Raw genomic sequence first — 17,339 nt, 5'->3', positions numbered from 1 at the left:
TCGAGGAATGGAGGTCAGTCGTCTTCGCGGTCGCCAGCGGCGGCGCGTTTGCGGTCAAAGGCTGGCGGGGTGCCAGGTCGGGCGGTAGGGCGTGGCCTGGGTGCCGGCACATCGCGTGGCGCTGGGCAGGCACAGGTGCTGGCCGCGCGGCTTCGGACGGATGCGTTGATACGCACCAGGCGGCTGCGCTGCGGGTCTGCCATCACGGCGTCGAAGCTGCTGGGCCACTGCCGATGGCGCAGCCGCATCAGTTCGTAGGTCTCGCGCAGCAGGGCGTCGGACAGCGGCTTGGTTTCCATCAGCTGCCCCGGCGCTGCTGCCATGCATGCATGTCGAGGTGCGAAGCGCCTGGCCCGCACGGCCCGCCATGAGCCCGCGCGGCCTGGACGGTCGGCATGGGCACAAGGTGCTGCACGGCAGGGCTGGCGCAGTGGAGGTCCGTCGCGTTCTGGCTGGAATGAATGCACAGTTCGCAGGCCCTGAAAGCCGGCACCTTCGTGGTCTTGAAAACGAACGCGGCGGGCCGGCTTACGCGGCTGGTTGCCGTATGCGGTGCTGTTGCGTGCATGCCGTGCCTTCACCGGGCCGAAACTACGACCGACGCATGGGGCATGCGTGCAGGCAGGCCGGCGCTGGGGTGTTGCGGGCGGATTGGCGGAACCGAGGCGGGCGCGCTGGTGAGCGCGGCGACTTCGTCCTGCACATCCTGTTCGGCCTGCGCCGCGTCAGGGCCGTCGAGCAGGTGCGGCGCTACCGTCAGCACCAGAACGATGAAGGCCACCAGCGCAGCGATCTGCAGCATCGACAGGGATATACAGCCGCGCTGGTTGATGCCGTCGATCTGACCGCTGAGATAGCGGGCCTGCGCAGCGAACGCCGCCGCCGCCGGATGCACGTATCCTTCGGGGGTTTCGCGTGGAACAACCTGCACGGCTTTCCCGCCTGCCAGCGTCAACGTACCGTCACGCAGTGCTTTTTCCGCCTTGGCGACCTGCAGCGGATGCCAGGCTGAGCCGGCGCCGTAGAAGGCTTGGCGGCGGCTGCCACGATGACGGATCCAGATTTGGACCGGCGCGGCGCTCATGCGGCACCTCGGCGAATAGGTATTAAGCGCAGCAGGTCGCCGGAGCGCTGAATGATCTCGAACCCTTCGTTGATTCGAGCATCCAGGACGTTGCGGCCCTTAAGCAGCCCGAACCAGAGAGGTACGTTGTCATGGACCTTCTCCATTGCGTTCGTGAGCGCATCACGTTGCATTGAGTCTCGGAGAACGTGGCTGAGCCAAAAGCCGCCCGGCGATGCCACTGCGGATGGGAACCCATCCGGCAATAAGCGCGGCCGGCGAGGCCTGCGAGTAGCGCGGGCGGCGCTCAAGCCACCACCTCTTCGACGCGTTCTGCGGAATGCACCGGGCGGCCGGTGACCTGGTGGGCTGCCCACTGCGCGTGGGCGCAGTCACGGGCTCGAACGCGGATCGTCGGAAGGGTGCCGGCGGCTGCGTGGGTTTCTACGTCTTCGCGCTCAATCCCGGCCGGGATGAGGGCTGCGCGGTAGCTGCGCAGCGATTTGGCATTGATTTGCATGTGCACTCCGTCTTCATGACGGAGTGCACTTTAGTCTCAACTAAAACTTGTTGTCAACTGTTCACTAAATTATTTTATCAAGTCCAACACGGCTCTTTCGAGCCGGCCGTTGGCGACGCATGTTGTGGCCTGCCCCGCAGCATTGGCCACAGGATAAGAGCCGGGTGTAAGGCCTGTCAGCGTCAGACTGTCAGTCTGGCTCTGCGATTGACCTTCAACGTTGCGGGCAACTGTGGTTTTGGTAAGGACGTATCTTGTAGAAGCGGTCATTCGAGTCTTCGTAGGCGACTCGCTTGAAAGAATAATATTCATTCGACCTTCCAAAGACATCCGGCGATTCACAAAAAACAAGTGCATGTTGTTTGCCATGACTTCGTAGTTCTGATTTGCGCTTGAGCCAGGAAAACTAAAGCGTCGCTCGCCACGGGCATTCTTTACGTAACTTTCCACCACACCGCAGTCGACATATTTTTCCGGGTCGCCGGAATAACTTATGTTAATGAGGCCGGAACTTTTATCTAGGTTGTTGATAACGAAAAACTCATTCCCTAGTGCGGGTATGAGCTTGTTCCATACCTCGTCCCTCGAGGCGTCCAATACTTTGCTCGTTGGTATTGCGCCTGCGGTGGTGCTGGGCGGCGTGTAGTTCATCGTGCCCGCACAACCGCTGAGCGTTGCAATGGCAACTAAAGACCAAACTTTCATCTCTTCTCCTAAATCATTTCACTTTGCTTATGAATTACCCGCCCGAGTATTTTTGTAAACTGCTCCCTGCACTCTTTCGTCGGGTACCTAGCTTTGTCAGGGTTGTCAGACACAAGCCACCACAACCCATTTTCTCTACTAAGTCTTTTTATTATGGCTTCGCCATGATAATTAATTGCGTAAACCTGGCCATCTCTGGCTTCATTATCTAGAGTATTGACAATAACGAGATCGCCGTCGTTCAAATTGGGGGCCATGCTTTGCCCAGCTACTTTGATTGCAAATAGCTGCTCATGTTTGTAGCCGCGCGTACGTAACCATTCACTGCGAAAGAACACGGGAGCCCCCTCGTCCTCGATTGGTTCAACGGCATAACCGGGAAACCCGCCGCAGATTTTCAGTTCGACGCGTCTTATGGGCACAAGGCCAGGCTGGGTGGATAAGTCAATTTCACCATCTTGGAAGCGCTCCCTAGCCGTCAACTCGCTTTCCTTCGTGGGTTCAGTCTGCCCAGACAGATACCCACTTTTCAAGCCGAGACGCCGTTCCCAGTTTGCTGCACTACGCTCTCCGAAGCTTGCCACGGACTCTCTTGCGGTAAGTTGGGACAGGTAGCTAGCGTGGGAGGGAGAAAGCGAAAATTTCGTCGCGACCGCAGCAAAGCCACCGTTATCGGCCAAAAACTGCCGCAATCGATTACGGCGCTGTTCCATGAAGTCCATGTCCAAACTTTATCTGAGCCTAAACAAGTAAGCACTTGACTTTAGTTTTAGCGGAAACTAAAGTGTGCCGATGAAATTAAAGCTCTGGTTGACCGCTGAGCGCGGCCGCTCTACGGCCTTGGCGCGCCATCTAGGTGTGTCCCTTGGACGCGTTACGCAGATGGCTGACGGATACGTACCCCTTAAGCATCTAGCGCCTGTGCGCAATTTCACTGCAGGCGCGGTCAGCCTCGAGGACATGGTCAGCCTCGCGCCTGGAGATTCTTTAAGCCAACAAAGTGCTTGTGGAAGCTCCGTTGCCGACAGCGGCGCTCGTTCCACCGTCTAACTATTTCCCTCTGATTTCTACAGCCCATGCCCCGAGTCTCCACGGCGCATGGCCCTCAGTCCACGTCGGAAATCTCCCCTCCCACACGTATGAACCAACTCGACGCCTTGCGCCTGATGGTGCGCAATTACCCGGGCGGCATAGCCGCTGCCGCTGCACGACTCGACAAGAAGCCCAGCACCCTGGAGAAGGAACTGGGCAACTCACCTGACCACAAGCTGGGTGTATTGGATGCCTGCGCCATCTCGGCCATGTGCATCGAACTCAACACGCCGCACTGCCGTGCCTACGCCATGTCGGTAGCCAGCGAGTGCGGCGGCTTCGTTCAGCTGCAGGTGCGTGAGATGGCTGCCGACGTCGAGCCCGCACTTCCTCGCCGGCCAGGGCCATGCGCCGTCGGCGCAGTGCAAGAGTGTTCGCAACTGCTGACTGCTGTCACCGATGCACTGGCCGACGGGAAGATCAGTGCCAACGAACTGCGCCGCATCGAGCGCGAGGCGATGGACCTAACCGACCAGGCGCAGCAGGTGGTGCGCGACGCCCGTGCCATGCACGTCGCCTCGATCCCCGCGTCCGAGCGGGGGCAGGCATGAGGCAGGCAGGCCTGACCCCCACCCCCACGGGGCGCCTGAGGCGGGACGCTGCGCGCTGTTCGCATCTGAGCCCCTTCGGGCCAGGATGTGGGTCCTTCCTGACATGTTGGGTCGAGGGTAATTCGCGCCCCGTTCGGTGTGTACACAGCAGTCGCAGGAGTTACTGAACGGTGGCGACGAACTATGACGACGTGCTGCAGCAGCTGGTCAACGGCGGCCTGCTGGTGGAAGCCCTCGAAATCGGCAAGCGGCAGCGGGTCCGCATCGACGGCGGCGACCGCGAGCGCCGCGGCTGGTATCACCTCCATGAATTGCGGCTGCCCAGCGGCGACGACCTGATCGTCGGCAGCTGGGGCGTGTGGCACGGCAACGAAAAAAACGCGCAGAAGATCCAGGTCCGCAAGGCCGAAATGACGGCCGAGCAGCGGGAAAGCCTGCGCACCCGCCTGGCCGAAGATCGCCGCCGCGCCGAACAGGCCAGGGCGGAAGAGGCGGAGCGCGCCGCACAGCGCGCCAGCAAGGCGTGGCGCCAGTGTGTCGAGCAAGGCGATTCACCGTACCTGGTGCGCAAGGGTGTAGGCGCGCACGGCGTCCGATTCAGCCCCAGCACCGGCGCATTGGTGATTCCAATGCTCGACGTGGCCGGCAAGGTGCACGGCCTGCAGATCATCCGCAGCCCCAAGCAGGGGGGAGGGCGCCGCCGCCTGGAGAAAGAATTCTGGCCCGCAGGCCTGGCGAAGAAAGGCCACTTCCACCTGTTCGGTGGCGTCATCGGCCGCGTGGTCCTGGTGGCCGAAGGCTATGCCACGGCCGCCACGTTGTTCGCGGCGACCGGCCTGCCGGTGGCAGTGGCCTTCGACGCCGGCAACCTGGCGCCCGTCTGCGCTGCACTGCGCAAGCGCTACAAGTTGGCCAACATCCTGATTTGCGCGGACGACGACAGCTTCAGCAACGGCAACCCAGGCGTGACGGCGGCCAGCGGCGCGGCCCTTGCAGTCAATGGCGTGTTCATCGCGCCGACCTTCGCCGATGAGCCGGCCCGCCGACTGGCATTCGAGACGAAGGGCCGCAAGCTCACCGACTTCAACGACCTGCATGCGCTCGAAGGCCTGCACGTCGTGCGCACCCAGGTCGAAGCACGCCTCACGGCACTCGGTTGGCGTGCACAGGCGCCGGCCCGCGCAACCCAGCAGGGGGAGGGGGCCGACGCGGCGCGATCCCCGCTGCGCCCCATCGACTCGGTTGATGAACTGCTCGAGCGATACGCCCTGGTCTACGGCCACGGCGGCACGGTGTTTGACTTCCAGGAACATGCGATGTTGGCCCTGAGCGACATGCGGGACGCCTGCCTGTCGCGCGAACTGCACCGCGCCTGGGCCGAGCATCCAGAAAAGCAAATGGTGCGCATCAGCGAGGTCGGATTCGATCCCAGCGACCGCGACCCGACCATCATCTGCAACCTTTTCAGCGGTTGGCCCACCACCCCGAAGGCCGGCTCTTGCGACTACTTGCTGGAGCTGCTGCAGCACATGTGCGCAGGCGACTCCCGGCCCGACCTGCTGTTCGATTGGGTGCTGAAGTGGCTGGCCTATCCCATCCAGCACCGCGGCGCCAAGATGAAGACCACCATCGTCATCCATGGCCCCCAGGGCACCGGCAAGAACCTGTTCTTCGAGGCCATCATGGCGATCTATGGCCGATACGGCCGGGTGATCGACCAAAGCGCCATCGAGGACAAGTTCAACGACTGGGCCAGCCGGCGCCTGTTCCTGATCGCCGACGAGGTCGTCGCCCGCAGCGACCTGTATCACATCAAGAACAAGCTCAAGGCCTTCATCACCGGGGAATGGATTCGCATCAACCCCAAGAACATGGCCGCGTACGACGAACGCAACCACGTCAACATGGTGTTCCTCAGCAATGAGGCGATGCCTGTGGTCCTCGAAGAGGATGACCGCCGCCACGCGGTGATCTGGACGCCTGAGAAGCTTGGCGCCGACTTCTACAAGAAGTGCCTCCACGAGATCGAGAACGGTGGCGCCGAGGCGCTCCACGACCATCTGCTGAACATCACGCTGGGCGACTTCGGCCCTGGCACGTTGCCGCCGATGACGGACGCCAAGCGGGAGTTGATCGGGCTCAGCCTGGACTCGCCCAGCCGCTTCTTCCAGGCGTTCGAGGCCGGCGATCTGGCAGGTTTCCCGGGCCGCAACAGCCCCGCGTTGCTCACGCCCTGCGACAGCCTGGACCTGTTCGCCCTGTACCAGACCTGGTGCATGCGTGTGGGGCAAAAGGCGCTGAACCAGGCCCGCTTCGCGAACCAGCTGATGCGCAAGCACAGCGCGGAAGTGAAGCGCCGCCTGGTGCCCGTCAGCGACATCGGCAGCAAGCGGCAGGTCTCCTTCACCTACCTGCCGGGCGGCCAGGAATGCCCGCAAGGGGAGTCCGAACTGGGCTGGCTGGCGAACCGGATGGACATTTTCCGCATCGCCTTGAAGGACTACCGGGGCATGTCGCATGGCTGAAACATCCCTGTTTGCAGCGATTAAGACTGCATTTGCAGCCATTTTTGCAGTGTCATTTGCAGTCATTTTTGCGGCGTTTCGCTCGACGTTGCAGCGTTTGGGCGCCCTTCATGCGTGTGGGTGCGCGGTGCGTGTGGGCGCCCGTGCGGCGCAGGCGGGCGTGCAGGCAGGCGGGCGGGTGCGTGCACCGCGCAGGCAGGCGCGATTCGCTGCTGACGCTGCATCGCTGCACGCGCGCGCTTTTTTCTCCCTCAACGTTGTCCTAAAAAAGATGGTGGGATGGGCATGAAAATCGATCTGCAGGTGGATATCGCCACCGCCACCACCTCCCTGGCGAATCGGATGAAGCAAACCCGCTTCGCTGCAAGCCGCGCCATCAACGCAGTCGCAGTCGAAGCGATGGCGGCCGAGCGCGAAACGATGCAACGCGCCTTCGACCGGCCCACGCCCTTCACGCTCAACAGCCTGCGATTCACCCAGGCCCGGCGTGACAACCTCGAAGCGGTCATCAGCCCCAAGGACAACGGGGAGGGGGGCCGTTCCGCCGCCAAATGGCTGTCCATCGAGGCGTCCGGCGGTCCTCGCCGCGCCACCGGTGCCGAACGTGCGCTGCGGGCCGCCGGCATCCTGCCGAGCAACCGTTTCGTGGTGCCTTCGGTCGGTGCCGAACTGGACGTGTACGGCAACTGGCGCCGGTCTCAGCTGACCCGCATCCTGCTGGATCTGCGGGCCAACGCTGGCGCCACACCGTCGAGGCGTCTCAGCAAGCTGCAGGAGCGCGATGCCCTGCGCGGCCGGCGCACCCTGTCGCGCTATTTCGTTCTGCGTGAGTACAACAAGGGGCTGAAGCCTGGCATCTATGAACGCCGCGTCATGGCGTTCGGCCAGGGCGTCCGGCCCGTGGTGCTGTTCTCGCCGAGTGCCCCGCGCTACGAAGTGCGACTGCCGTTCGGCCAGGCCGGCCGGGCGGTCGCCATCCGCAATTTCGCTGGGCACTTCCAACGCGAATTCGCCGCCGCACTGAGGACCGCACGATGACCGACGCTGCAGAGACCATGACCCTGCGCGCCTTCTGTGGCCGCATCAACGTCAAGCCCAGTTACGGCATCGAGTTGCGCAAGGCCGGACGGCTGGTGATGTCCGACGACGGCAAGACAGTGAAGGTCGCCGAAAGCATCGCCCGAATCGCTGCAACGCGCGACCCGTCGAAGCTCGGTGTTGCCGAGCGCCACGCTGCCGAACGTGGTGCAGCAGCAGATACCGGCCACGCGGTGGAACGTGAGCCGGCCCCAGTGCGTTTCATCGCACCCTCTGCCGGTGAGCCCGCGCCGGAGGCCGAACCTCGCGGCTACCAAAACAGCCGGTCGAACAAGGAACATTACTCGGCCCTGCGCGAGCGGGTCGCGTACCTGAAGGACATCGGCCAGCTGATGGAGCGTGCGGCGGTGATCGCTGCCTTCGCCGATGCCGGCGCCACTCTGCGCGGCAAGCTGGAAGCCTGGGCCGGCGTGTTGCCGCCGCAACTGGTGGGCCGTGATGAGGCGGCTATTCGCAGCGTGATCGCCGACCAGGTCGAACAGCTGCTGCATGACGTGGTGGCCCGGCTCAACCGCGCCACGGCGGAGGACGCCAGTTGAACGACACAGCAATCCTCGACGCGCCGCCGGAAACCTTCGCCGACCCCGTGGTGCTGGGCTTCCGGGCCATGGCCCGCGCTGCCGCGCCTCGCAAGAAACTCACCGTCAGCGAGTGGGCCGATGCCGAGCGCAGCCTGTCCACCAAGGGTAGCGCCGTCGCCGGCCAGTGGGTCACCAACCGCAACCCGCCACTACGCGAGCCGATGGACTGCATGAGCGCCCGCAGCACCGTGCGTGAGGTGGTGCTGATGTTCCCCATCCAGTTCGGCAAGTCCGAGGTCGCTGCCAACGCGCTGGGCTACTGCATGGACCACGATCCCGGCCCGGTGATGGTGTGCCTGCCGGGCGAAGTCTCGCTGGAAAAGTGGGTGGCGCAGAAGCTGAATCCGATGATCGAAGAGACGCCGGCCGTCAAGCGCGCTTTGACCAGCACGGCCACGCGAGACTCGGCCAACAAGCGCACCTTCAAGGACTTTGCCGGTGGCCAGCTGTACATGGAACACGCCGGCAGTCCGAGCCGCCTGAAGTCCACTACCGTGCGCACCCTGCTGGTCGATGAGGTCGATGAATTCGCCAACAACCTCTCCGGTGGCGATGACCCGGTGGAGATGCTCAACGGCCGCACCAGCGCGTTTCCGTCCACCTACAAACGGCTGTACATCAGCACGCCACAGATCAAGGGCACCAGCCGGATCGAGCAGCTGTGGAACAAGAGCGACCAGCGGCATTTCCATGTGCCATGCCCGCACTGCGGCCACATGCAGCACTTGCAGTGGTCCGGCCTGCACTACGAAAGCACCCGGTGCTGGTATGTCTGCCAGGAAAACGGCTGCGTGATCGAGGAACACGACAAGACGGCCATGATCGCCGCCGGCCGGTGGGTGCCTGGGCGTCCGGAAAACAAGGTACGCGGGTATCACATCAACTGCCTGTATTACCAGTTTGGCCTGGGTCCGCGCTGGATGGACCTGGTCGAGTTATGGCGTGAGGCGCAGCACGAACCTGCCCGGCTCAAGACCTTCGTCAACGACCGGCTGGCCGAGCCCTGGGAAGACGCCGCCATGCGCGCGGTGCGGCACAACGTGGTCGCCGAGCGGGTCGAGCCTTACGCGCTGCGCGTGGCGCCGCACGGGGTGTTGGCCCTGACGGCCGGCGTCGACACCCAGGACAATCGACTGGCCGTGCAGCTGCTCGGCTGGGGTCGTGGCCTGACTTGCTGGGTGCTGGACTATGTCGAACTACCCGGCGACCCTGCAGAGGGCGCGGTGTGGGCGGCGTTAACAGATCTCCTGAACCGGCCGGTGCTGCACGAAAGCGGCGCGTTGCTGCAGGTCGAGGCTACCGCCATCGACGCCGCCGGCCACCGCACGGAAGCAGTGAAGGACTACGTGCGGGCCCAACGCATCCGCCGTCCGATGGTGTGTTTCGGGGCGGTGCCCAACAATGCGCCTGTTCTGTCCAAGCCCAAGGCCCACGACGTGAACCGGCGCGGCGGCAACGACATCCGGGGCATCTTCATCCAGCACATCGGCACGGTGGCGGTGAAGCACCTGCTCTACAGCCGCCTATCGGCGGACTCCAGCAAGAAAGAAGCGGTCGAGCGCACCGTTCACTTCAGTGAAGACCTGCCGCCGGAATATTTCACCGGCCTAGTGAGCGAAACCTTCAACCCGGCCAAAGGGCGTTTCGAGAAACGCCGCGGCGGCATCCGCAACGAACCGCTCGACACCTGGGTTTATGCGTATGCCGCCACCCATCACGCCTCGCTGCGGCTGCACCGCGCCACCCGGGCGGACTGGGATCGGCGCGAGCAGCGTTTGGTGCCCGGCGAGTTCGTCGTGGCGCCGCTCGCGTTCCCAGCGCCCGTGGATGCGCCGGCTTCTGCGCCACCCAGCTCCCAGGCCTCTCCCGATGCTGCTGCCGCGCCTGTCCACCCGGCTGCGCCACGCCACGCCCGACCCACCGCCTCTGCGCCCGGCCGCTTCGGCCGCGACTGGTGAACCCATGACCCAAACTCCACAGCCAATCCCATTGCCTGATGAACCCGACTTGGTCGACCGCATGTTCGACTACCTTTTGATGGCCGCGCCCGACTTCGCCCGCGCGGTCACCGCCGTCCGTCTTGCCGACGCCAAGCTGGCGGTGCGTGCCGAGTTCCGCGGCGAGAACTGCTACATCCCCGCCCGAGGCATGACCGAGCGGCAGCAAATTACGCAGGAGATCCTGGCCCGCTTCAACGGCCGCAACGCGCGCGAGGTGGCGCGTGAGCTGCGCATCAGCCGCGCTACGGTGTACCGAGTGCTGCGCCAGCCCGGCGGCCGGCCGGCCAACGGAAACCGTCTCACGTTTTCTGAACATGAGACAGCTGCTCCAGTAGCGTCGGCCCCTCCTGCCGACCGCGCCCCGGAGCCCGTGCCATGCCCCTCACCACCACCGACCTCGAAAACATCGACGCCGCCATCGCCACCGGCGAACTGACCGTCAAGGTCGAAGGCCGCGAAGTCACCTACCGCAGCGTTTCCGAATTGCTGCGCGCTCGCGAACATGTTCGCGGCCAGATCGCCGCCGCCCAGCCGGGCGCGCGCACCACCGGACCTTTCCGGTTCCGATTCACCACCCTGCGGGGAGACTGACATGCGCAATCCCATCGACCAGCTTGTCGGTTTCTTCGACCCGGCCCGCGGCATCCGCCGCCACATCCAGCGACAGGTGCTGTCCCGTGCCTACGAAGGCGCCTCCAAGCGCGACGGCTGGAAGCCCCGGCGTCCTGGCGCCTCGGCCAACACTGACCACGCGGCCGATGCCGGCGAGCTGCGCACCCGCTCCAGGGCGCTGACACAGAACGTCCCCTACATCGCCCAGGCCCTGCGGTCGCTGGTGTCGAACGTGGTGGGAACCGGCATCACACCGAACTGGAAGGGGCGGCATGCCGACGTGCTGAACACCCTATGGGCGCAGTGGGCCAACACCGCCGACGCCGATGGTCGGTTGGATATCTACGGCATGCAGGCCGCCGCGTACCGCGCAATGGAACAGGACGGCGAAGTCCTGATCCGCCTGCGCCCGCGCTTGGCGGCCGACAACCTGGCTGTGCCCCTTCAGCTGCAACTGCTGGAAATCGACTGGCTCGACAGCTACAAGAGCGGCAACGAAGGTGCCGACACCATCGTCAACGGCATCCAGTACGACCCGCTCGGCAGAGTGTCCGGCTACTGGCTGTTCGAGACCCACCCGGGCGAGCAGCGGCTCTTCGCCCGGCGTGGGCTGAGCCGGTTCATTCCGGCGCAATCCATCATTCACCTGTTCACCCCGGACCGCCCCGGCCAAGGCCGCGGCTTCCCGCGCATCGCCCCGGTGATCGCCCGCACCCGCGACCTGCAGCTGTACGAAGACGCCGAACTGGCACGCAAGAATCTGGAGACGCGCCTGTCGGTGATCGCCAGCGGCGATGTGACCATGATGGGTGAGCCCGGCAGCCAGGACCCGGGCCAAGACGGCAAGTCCTATGACCTGGGCACGCTCGGCAGCGGCAATGTGATCGGCCTGCCGCCTGGCATGACCACCAGCGTTGTCCAGCCGCAGGTCGTACCGGGCTACGTTGACTACCTGAAATTCAATCTGCACCTGGTCGCCGCTGGCTATGGCGTCACCTACGAAATGATGACCGGCGATGTCAGCGAGGTGAACTTCAGCAGCGCCCGCGTGCGGCTGCTGGACTTCCGGCGCGAATGCGAGGTGACCCAGTGGCACGTCCTCATCCCCCGCTTCTGCGAGCGCATCGCCCGGGCATTCGAGGACGCCGCGCAGCTCGCCGGCAAGATCCAGCGGGCGACGTACGAAGTCGAGCATTCCACTCCGAAATGGAACTATGTGAACCCGGAACAGGATGTCCGCGCCGACCTGGCCGAGATCTCCGGCGGCTTGTCTTCCATCAGCGAAAAGCTGCGGCAGCGTGGCTACAAGCCCGAAGCCGTGTTCAAGGAACTCGCCAGCGACATCGACACGCTGCGCGACAGCGGGCTGCTGGACGTGCTGATGTTCCTGCAGAAGGGGCGCACGGAAGACGGTCAGGCACCGGCCCCGGCCCCTGCTGCTGCTGCCAAAACGAAGGCGTGAAACACCCCGGGGCAAAAACAGTCTCACGTTTTCTAAACTTGAGACAGCATCCTCGACACAGTGGCGGGGATGGACGAAGAGACCACCACCGCCGCCCCGCAACAAGCCATCCGCCGTGACGTTCCGTTGCAGGCGCGTGAGGCGACGATTGTTCCCGGGTCCTTCAATGCCGAAGAGCGCACCGTCGATGTCGTCTGGACGGTCGGTGCCCGCGTCCGGCGCTACGACTGGTGGAACGACACCCCGTACGAAGAAGAACTTGTCGTCACCGATGAAGCGGTAGACATGTCGCGGTTCGATGCCGGCGCAGTGCAGGTGCTAGACAACCACCGCACCTACGGCGGCGTCGACAGCATCCTGGGCATTGCCACCCGCGGCTGGATCGAAGGCGCCGAAGGCCGTGCCACCTTGCGCCTCTCCGGACGCCAGGAACTAGCCGGTGTCGTCGGTGATATCCAGGCCGGGATCATTCGCACCATTAGCGTCGGCTACGCCGTCCAGCGCTACGAAATCATCCGCGCTCAGGACCGTGAAGACGGCGTGAACATGCCTCTCTATCGCGCCGCCCGCTGGCAGCCGATGGAACTCTCATTCGTGACCGTGCCGGCCGATGCTGCCGCCGGCACCCGCTCGGCGTCCGGCCAGCCAGGCCAGCCCGGCACTTCCCGCATCACCGCACCGTGCGAATTCGTCACGCGTGCCGCCCCTCAGCCCACGGCGGGCTCCGCAGCCGAAACCCCCAACCGAAAGGATCGTTCGATGGACGAAGACGAAACCACCGGCGGCAATCCCACGCCCGCCGCCCAGCAGACCGAAGCCCAGCGCTCCGCTGCTGCAGCAACCACCGCCGCCGTTGCCGCTGCCACCCAGCGGGCCGCCGACATCACCTCGCTGTGCCAGCGTCACGGTGCCAGCGACCTGGCGTCGGAGCTAATCCGCACCGGCGCCACCATGGAAGTGGCCCAGTCCCGCGTGCTGGAACAGCTGGCCGTGCGTGATGCCGCATCTGGCGGCCATCGAAACGTCAGCGTGCAGACCGTCACCGACGAGACGCAGACGCGTATCGCCGGCATGACCGAGGCCATCCTGAACCGCGTCGACAGCCGGTCAACCCTGACAGACAACGGTCGCCAGTTCCGCGGCATGTCCATGCTGGAAATCGGTCGCGACCACCTGGAACGCCAGGGCGTCAGCACCCGTGGCATGGATCGCCTGGCCCTCGCCACGCGCATGCTGCAGCACCGCTCGGCCGGTTTCCACACCACCAGCGACTTCAGCTCCCTGTTCGCCAACGTCGCCAGCAAGCGCCTGCGCGGCGCCTACGACGAAAACCCCGGCACCTACCAACTGTGGGCTCGCCGCGCGCCCAACGCGCCCGACTTCAAGAGCATGAGCGTGGTGATGCTGTCCGGCGCGCCGGATCTGCTGCAAACCAACGAACACGGCGAGTTCCAGTACGGCACGATGAAGGACGGCAACGAGACCTATGCCCTCATCACCTACGGCCGCATCGTCGCGCTGACCCGTCAGGCCATCATCAATGACGATCTGCGCGGCTTCGACCGGCTGGTGACCGCGTTCGGCGCGTCGTCGCGCCGCTTGGAAAACCGCACCGTCTATTCGCAGCTCACCGCCAACTCCCAGATGGGCGACGGCATTCCGTTGTTCCACGCGAATCACCGCAACCTCGGCACCGCTGGCAGCTCTTCGCTGCAGTTCAGCGCGCTGCAAGCCGCCCGTGCATCCATGCGCACGCAAAAGGGCCTGCAGAACGAAGAACTGAACATCTCGCCCAACTTCCTGATCGTGCCGGCGGCGCTGGAGCAGACCGCCTACCAGCTGACCTCCAGCAACTACGCGCCGGCCAAGCAATCCGACGTGAACGAGTTCCGCGCGGGCGGCCGCACGGCGGTCGAACCCATCGTCGAACCCATCCTCGATTCGATCAGTTCCACCGCCTGGTATCTGGCATCGAGCAGCAGCCAGATCGACACCGTCGAGTACTGCTACCTGGACGGTGCGGAGGGTCCGACCATCGAAACCGAAGTGGGCTTCGAGGTCGACGGCATCCAGTTCAAGTGCCGCGAGGACTTTGCCGCCAAGGCCATCGACTACCGCGGCCTCTACAAGGCCAACGGCGCCTGACGCCTGACACGCAGGCGTGTGCCTGCGTGATCGGCACCACCCCCCCCTCAATTTTTCGGAGTTCACCCCATGAACAACTATCTCAAGCGTGGCGATGACGTCAGCCTGATCGCTCCTTACGCCGTCGCCAGCGGCGGCGGCATGCTGGTCGGCGCTCTGTTCGCTGTCGCCGCCGTATCTGCGGCCAGCGGCAATTCCGTAGAAGGCAAGACCACGGGCTGCTTCGGCCTCACCAAGGCGACCGGCGAAGCCTGGACCCTTGGCGTCAAGGTGTACTGGGACGACACCAACAAGCGTTGCACCACCACCGCGGCGTCGAACACGCTGATCGGTTGCGCCATCGCGCCCGCCGCCAGCGCCGACATCGTCGGCAGCGTTCGCCTCAACGGCATCGTCGTCTGACCATGCACGCCTTCGCCGCTGCCGCTGCTCGCGCGGATGCCGCCGTCCTGCGTTGCCTGGGAAACGCCCAGGCACGCCTGGTGGCCGGCGGCGATGCGTTCACGGTCATCTACGTCGAGCAGTTCGTGTCGCCGCTCGGCATCGGTGCTGTGCAGCCCGCCGCCACTGCCGCAGCTTCGGCGGTCGCAGCCGCCCAGCCGGACGCGCAGATCCTGATCGACACGGCGGCTGGCCCCGGCGAAGCGCCTGGCGTCCAGGCACTGCGTTTCACGATTCGCAATACCGAACCGGCAGACGGCATGACCCGGCTGCTGCTGGAGCGTGTGCTGTGAGCGGCTCCATTCACCTCGCCATCCGCGAAGCACTGGCCGAAGCACTGCGCCGTGATCCCCCAGTGTGTGACCGCATCGATGAACAGCGTGACCTGACCCTGCCTTCGGGCGTCGCGGCGTCGATCTCGGTGTTTCGCGACACCAGCCGCGCAGCACCCGGCGCGATTCTTGGCGCCCCCGTCGACTGGACCACCCGCATGCGCGTGCTGGTCAAGGCGCGTGCCACCTCCACCGGCACTGCCGAAGCCAATGCCGATGCGCTGGCCCTGGTGGCCTATGCCCGGGTAATGGCTGACCCATCGCTGGGCGGCGTGGCCGATGACGTAGTGGCTGAAGACCTGACCTGGGATCAGGACGACGCCGACACCGGCGTGGCTCTGGCCCTTCTCAATTTCCGCATCACCCACCGCACCAGCGGCGGGTCGCTTTCATAGGAGCCCGTCATGGATGACGACCTGAACGAAACCCCCTCGCAGCCCTCGCCCCAGGCGCCGGCCATTGAAGAAATGCCTGTTGCCGGCGGTTCGTATGTCCGCCTGCCGGATGGCTCGCTGGAACAGCTGGCCGCCACCGCGCCCGCGCCCGACCGCGCTTCCACCACCCCCGGCGTAGCCGAAGCCCAAGAGTAAATCGCCATGGCAAACCGCACCATCCGCCGCACCGCTGTGCTGGCCAAGCTCGAAACCGTCTACGGTACCGACTCCGTGCCTACCGGCGCCGCCAATGCGATGCTGGTCAGCAACCTGTCGTACCCGGCGTTCAACGCGCAGAACGTCGACCGTGATCTGGTGCGCCCCTACCTCGGCGCATCCGAGCAGCTGGTGGGCACCGCGAACTATCAGTGCGGTTTCGACATCGAAATCGCCGGCAGCGGCACCGCCGGCACCGCCCCTGCCTGGGGCGCTCTGCTGCGGGCCTGCGGCTTTGCAGAAACGATCACGGCCGCCAGCCGTGTCGAATACCTGCCGATCTCGGACTCCATGGAGTCGGCCACCATCTACTGGTTCGACTCCGGCGTGTGGCACAAGCTCGTGGGCGCACGCGGCAAGGTGGTCTTCAAGCTGGGCGTCGGTGAACGCCCGGTCATGTCGTTCAACTTCACCGGTCTCTACGCCGCGCCGACTGCTGCCGAGCCGGCCGGCGTGACGCTGACCGCCTTCAAGACGCCCCAGGTCGTCACCGACGCGAACAGCGGCGACATCACCCTGGGTGCTGCCTACGCTGCCGGCGTGCTGACCGGTGGCACGGCCTATCCGTCGCGTGGCATCCAGGTCGATACCGGCAACGTCGTGAACCACATGCCGCTGCTGGGTTCGGAATCCGTCGAGATCACCGACCGCGACGTGACGGGCAGCTTTCAGCTGGACCTGACCGCTGCGCAGGAAGTCACCTTCATGGGCAACGTGACGGCCAACCTCCTGCAGTCGCTGTCGTTCGTGCACGGCACGGCGCCCGGCAACATTTTTGGGCTGTTCCTCGCTGCGGCACAGCTCACCAATCCGTCGAAGCAGGAACTCAACGGCAAGCGGCTGATCGGCTACGACGCCCGCTTCGTGCCGGTGACCGGCAACGACGAAATCCGCATCTTCCTGAAGTGAGGCGTTGATTCATGGCGTTCAACCTCGATCCCAAGCCGACCTTCCAGAAGGAAGTCCGCATCACCATCCCCGGCGGCGGGTACCTGCCGCTGCCGCTGGTGTTCAAGCACATGACCCGGTCGCAGCTCGCCGCCTGGGTGAAACGCGAACAGACCGATCTGGAAATGCTGCTCGAAATCGTGCACTCCGCGCCGACGCAACCCGATGGACTCACGTTGCCGCAGTTCCTGACGCAACTGGTGGAGAGCTTTCCAGCTTCGCCCCTGGACGTGTACGTCACCTTTCGCGCCGAGCTGCAGGAGAGCCGGGCAAAAAACTGAGGGCGGCGGCCGCGCGGTTGGTCCTGGGCTGGGATGACGGCCAGGCCCAAACCGAAGCGCTGGCCGCCGCTGGCCTCAAACCCGAAGAGCCGCTCGGCGAACCGCCGCTGCTGTTGCCCGCCGATTGCATGGTTGCCGTCGACGTTTTTGCGCTTCTGACCACCCAAGCCCAGTACGCCGGATTGGGTGGCGTTTTTACCGGCCTGCGCTACGAGGCTTTGGCGGTGGCCCGCGAGGCCGCCGGCATCGATCCGATGGACTGGCCGGGTGTGTTTTCTGACCTGCGTGTGATGGAACTCCACGCGGTCAAGTTGGGATCTGAAAAGGGTTGAC

The 17,339-nt window shown here is 64.7% G+C and carries 22 protein-coding genes; 17 read left to right on the top strand and 5 right to left on the bottom strand.

From position 1 onward, the window contains the following. Positions 1 to 14: 14 nt before the first annotated feature. From AC3ANW_RS12470 to AC3ANW_RS12450, 5 genes are all read right to left on the bottom strand, one after another. On the bottom strand, positions 15 to 323 hold the full coding sequence (locus AC3ANW_RS12470) for a hypothetical protein (RefSeq protein WP_488341166.1): 309 nt from the start codon (positions 321 to 323) through the stop codon (positions 15 to 17). Between the two features lie 254 nt (positions 324 to 577). After that, positions 578 to 1,084 (bottom strand): hypothetical protein, encoded by a 507-nt coding sequence (locus AC3ANW_RS12465; protein ID WP_488341165.1) that lies wholly within the window; start codon positions 1,082 to 1,084, stop codon positions 578 to 580. Between the two features lie 286 nt (positions 1,085 to 1,370). Beyond that, positions 1,371 to 1,583, bottom strand: a complete 213-nt coding sequence (locus AC3ANW_RS12460) for a hypothetical protein (RefSeq protein ID WP_488341164.1) — start codon at positions 1,581 to 1,583, stop codon at positions 1,371 to 1,373. Between the two features lie 69 nt (positions 1,584 to 1,652). Beyond that, positions 1,653 to 2,288: a hypothetical protein gene (locus tag AC3ANW_RS12455; protein WP_488341163.1), complete on the bottom strand. Its 636-nt coding sequence runs from the start codon at positions 2,286 to 2,288 to the stop codon at positions 1,653 to 1,655. 8 nt (positions 2,289 to 2,296) lie between these two features. Further along, the gene (locus AC3ANW_RS12450; protein WP_488341162.1) at positions 2,297 to 3,010 is read right to left on the bottom strand and encodes a S24 family peptidase; all 714 of its coding nucleotides are present in this window, start codon (positions 3,008 to 3,010) and stop codon (positions 2,297 to 2,299) included. A 417-nt stretch (positions 3,011 to 3,427) separates the two neighbouring features. Between AC3ANW_RS12450 and AC3ANW_RS12445 the strand changes: the two genes are divergently transcribed. The 17 genes from AC3ANW_RS12445 to AC3ANW_RS12365 all read left to right on the top strand — a co-directional run bounded on the left by AC3ANW_RS12445 (position 3,428) and on the right by AC3ANW_RS12365 (position 17,338). Next, the gene (locus AC3ANW_RS12445; RefSeq protein ID WP_488341161.1) at positions 3,428 to 3,931 is read left to right on the top strand and encodes a phage regulatory CII family protein; all 504 of its coding nucleotides are present in this window, start codon (positions 3,428 to 3,430) and stop codon (positions 3,929 to 3,931) included. Positions 3,932 to 4,101: 170 nt separating this feature from the next. Next, complete coding sequence (locus tag AC3ANW_RS12440) at positions 4,102 to 6,456, top strand: DUF5906 domain-containing protein (protein WP_488341160.1); 2,355 nt, start codon at positions 4,102 to 4,104, stop codon at positions 6,454 to 6,456. After that, positions 6,449 to 6,745, top strand: coding sequence for a hypothetical protein (locus tag AC3ANW_RS12435; protein WP_488341159.1), 297 nt, complete (start codon positions 6,449 to 6,451; stop codon positions 6,743 to 6,745). The genes AC3ANW_RS12440 and AC3ANW_RS12435 overlap by 8 nt, the downstream gene beginning before the upstream one ends. Then, positions 6,742 to 7,494 carry a hypothetical protein gene (locus AC3ANW_RS12430; RefSeq protein WP_488341158.1) on the top strand — a complete coding sequence of 251 codons (753 nt, stop codon included), beginning with the start codon at positions 6,742 to 6,744 and terminating at the stop codon, positions 7,492 to 7,494. The genes AC3ANW_RS12435 and AC3ANW_RS12430 overlap by 4 nt, the downstream gene beginning before the upstream one ends. Beyond that, positions 7,491 to 8,093: a hypothetical protein gene (locus AC3ANW_RS12425; protein WP_488341157.1), complete on the top strand. Its 603-nt coding sequence runs from the start codon at positions 7,491 to 7,493 to the stop codon at positions 8,091 to 8,093. The genes AC3ANW_RS12430 and AC3ANW_RS12425 overlap by 4 nt, the downstream gene beginning before the upstream one ends. Further along, positions 8,090 to 10,093, top strand: a complete 2,004-nt coding sequence (locus tag AC3ANW_RS12420) for a phage terminase large subunit family protein (protein WP_488341156.1) — start codon at positions 8,090 to 8,092, stop codon at positions 10,091 to 10,093. Before AC3ANW_RS12425 ends, AC3ANW_RS12420 begins: the two co-directional genes overlap by 4 nt. A 4-nt stretch (positions 10,094 to 10,097) precedes the next feature. After that, a complete protein-coding gene (locus AC3ANW_RS12415; protein WP_488341155.1) occupies positions 10,098 to 10,571 on the top strand; it encodes a Mor transcription activator family protein in 474 nt (157 codons plus the stop codon). Beyond that, positions 10,511 to 10,726, top strand: coding sequence for a phage head-tail joining protein (locus AC3ANW_RS12410; RefSeq protein ID WP_488341154.1), 216 nt, complete (start codon positions 10,511 to 10,513; stop codon positions 10,724 to 10,726). Before AC3ANW_RS12415 ends, AC3ANW_RS12410 begins: the two co-directional genes overlap by 61 nt. A 1-nt stretch (position 10,727) precedes the next feature. Next, positions 10,728 to 12,209, top strand: coding sequence for a phage portal protein (locus AC3ANW_RS12405; RefSeq protein ID WP_488341153.1), 1,482 nt, complete (start codon positions 10,728 to 10,730; stop codon positions 12,207 to 12,209). A 69-nt stretch (positions 12,210 to 12,278) separates the two neighbouring features. Then, positions 12,279 to 14,354 (top strand): prohead protease/major capsid protein fusion protein, encoded by a 2,076-nt coding sequence (locus AC3ANW_RS12400; protein ID WP_488341152.1) that lies wholly within the window; start codon positions 12,279 to 12,281, stop codon positions 14,352 to 14,354. Between the two features lie 69 nt (positions 14,355 to 14,423). Further along, complete coding sequence (locus tag AC3ANW_RS12395; RefSeq protein WP_488341151.1) at positions 14,424 to 14,756, top strand: DUF2190 family protein; 333 nt, start codon at positions 14,424 to 14,426, stop codon at positions 14,754 to 14,756. Positions 14,757 to 14,758: 2 nt separating this feature from the next. Then, the gene (locus AC3ANW_RS12390) at positions 14,759 to 15,088 is read left to right on the top strand and encodes a hypothetical protein (protein ID WP_488341150.1); all 330 of its coding nucleotides are present in this window, start codon (positions 14,759 to 14,761) and stop codon (positions 15,086 to 15,088) included. Next, the gene (locus AC3ANW_RS12385) at positions 15,085 to 15,522 is read left to right on the top strand and encodes a hypothetical protein (RefSeq protein ID WP_488341149.1); all 438 of its coding nucleotides are present in this window, start codon (positions 15,085 to 15,087) and stop codon (positions 15,520 to 15,522) included. Before AC3ANW_RS12390 ends, AC3ANW_RS12385 begins: the two co-directional genes overlap by 4 nt. Positions 15,523 to 15,531: 9 nt before the next feature. Continuing rightward, positions 15,532 to 15,717 carry a hypothetical protein gene (locus AC3ANW_RS12380; RefSeq protein ID WP_488341148.1) on the top strand — a complete coding sequence of 62 codons (186 nt, stop codon included), beginning with the start codon at positions 15,532 to 15,534 and terminating at the stop codon, positions 15,715 to 15,717. A 6-nt stretch (positions 15,718 to 15,723) separates the two neighbouring features. Beyond that, positions 15,724 to 16,686: a phage tail tube protein gene (locus AC3ANW_RS12375; RefSeq protein ID WP_488341147.1), complete on the top strand. Its 963-nt coding sequence runs from the start codon at positions 15,724 to 15,726 to the stop codon at positions 16,684 to 16,686. 11 nt (positions 16,687 to 16,697) lie between these two features. Further along, on the top strand, positions 16,698 to 17,006 hold the full coding sequence (locus AC3ANW_RS12370; protein WP_488341146.1) for a phage tail assembly chaperone: 309 nt from the start codon (positions 16,698 to 16,700) through the stop codon (positions 17,004 to 17,006). A gap of 17 nt (positions 17,007 to 17,023) precedes the next feature. After that, positions 17,024 to 17,338: a hypothetical protein gene (locus AC3ANW_RS12365; protein ID WP_488341145.1), complete on the top strand. Its 315-nt coding sequence runs from the start codon at positions 17,024 to 17,026 to the stop codon at positions 17,336 to 17,338. Position 17,339 lies beyond the last annotated feature (1 nt).

The sequence above is a fragment of the Xylophilus sp. PBN-3R genome (assembly GCF_057747805.1).
This window is presented reverse-complemented; position numbering and strand designations above follow the sequence as displayed.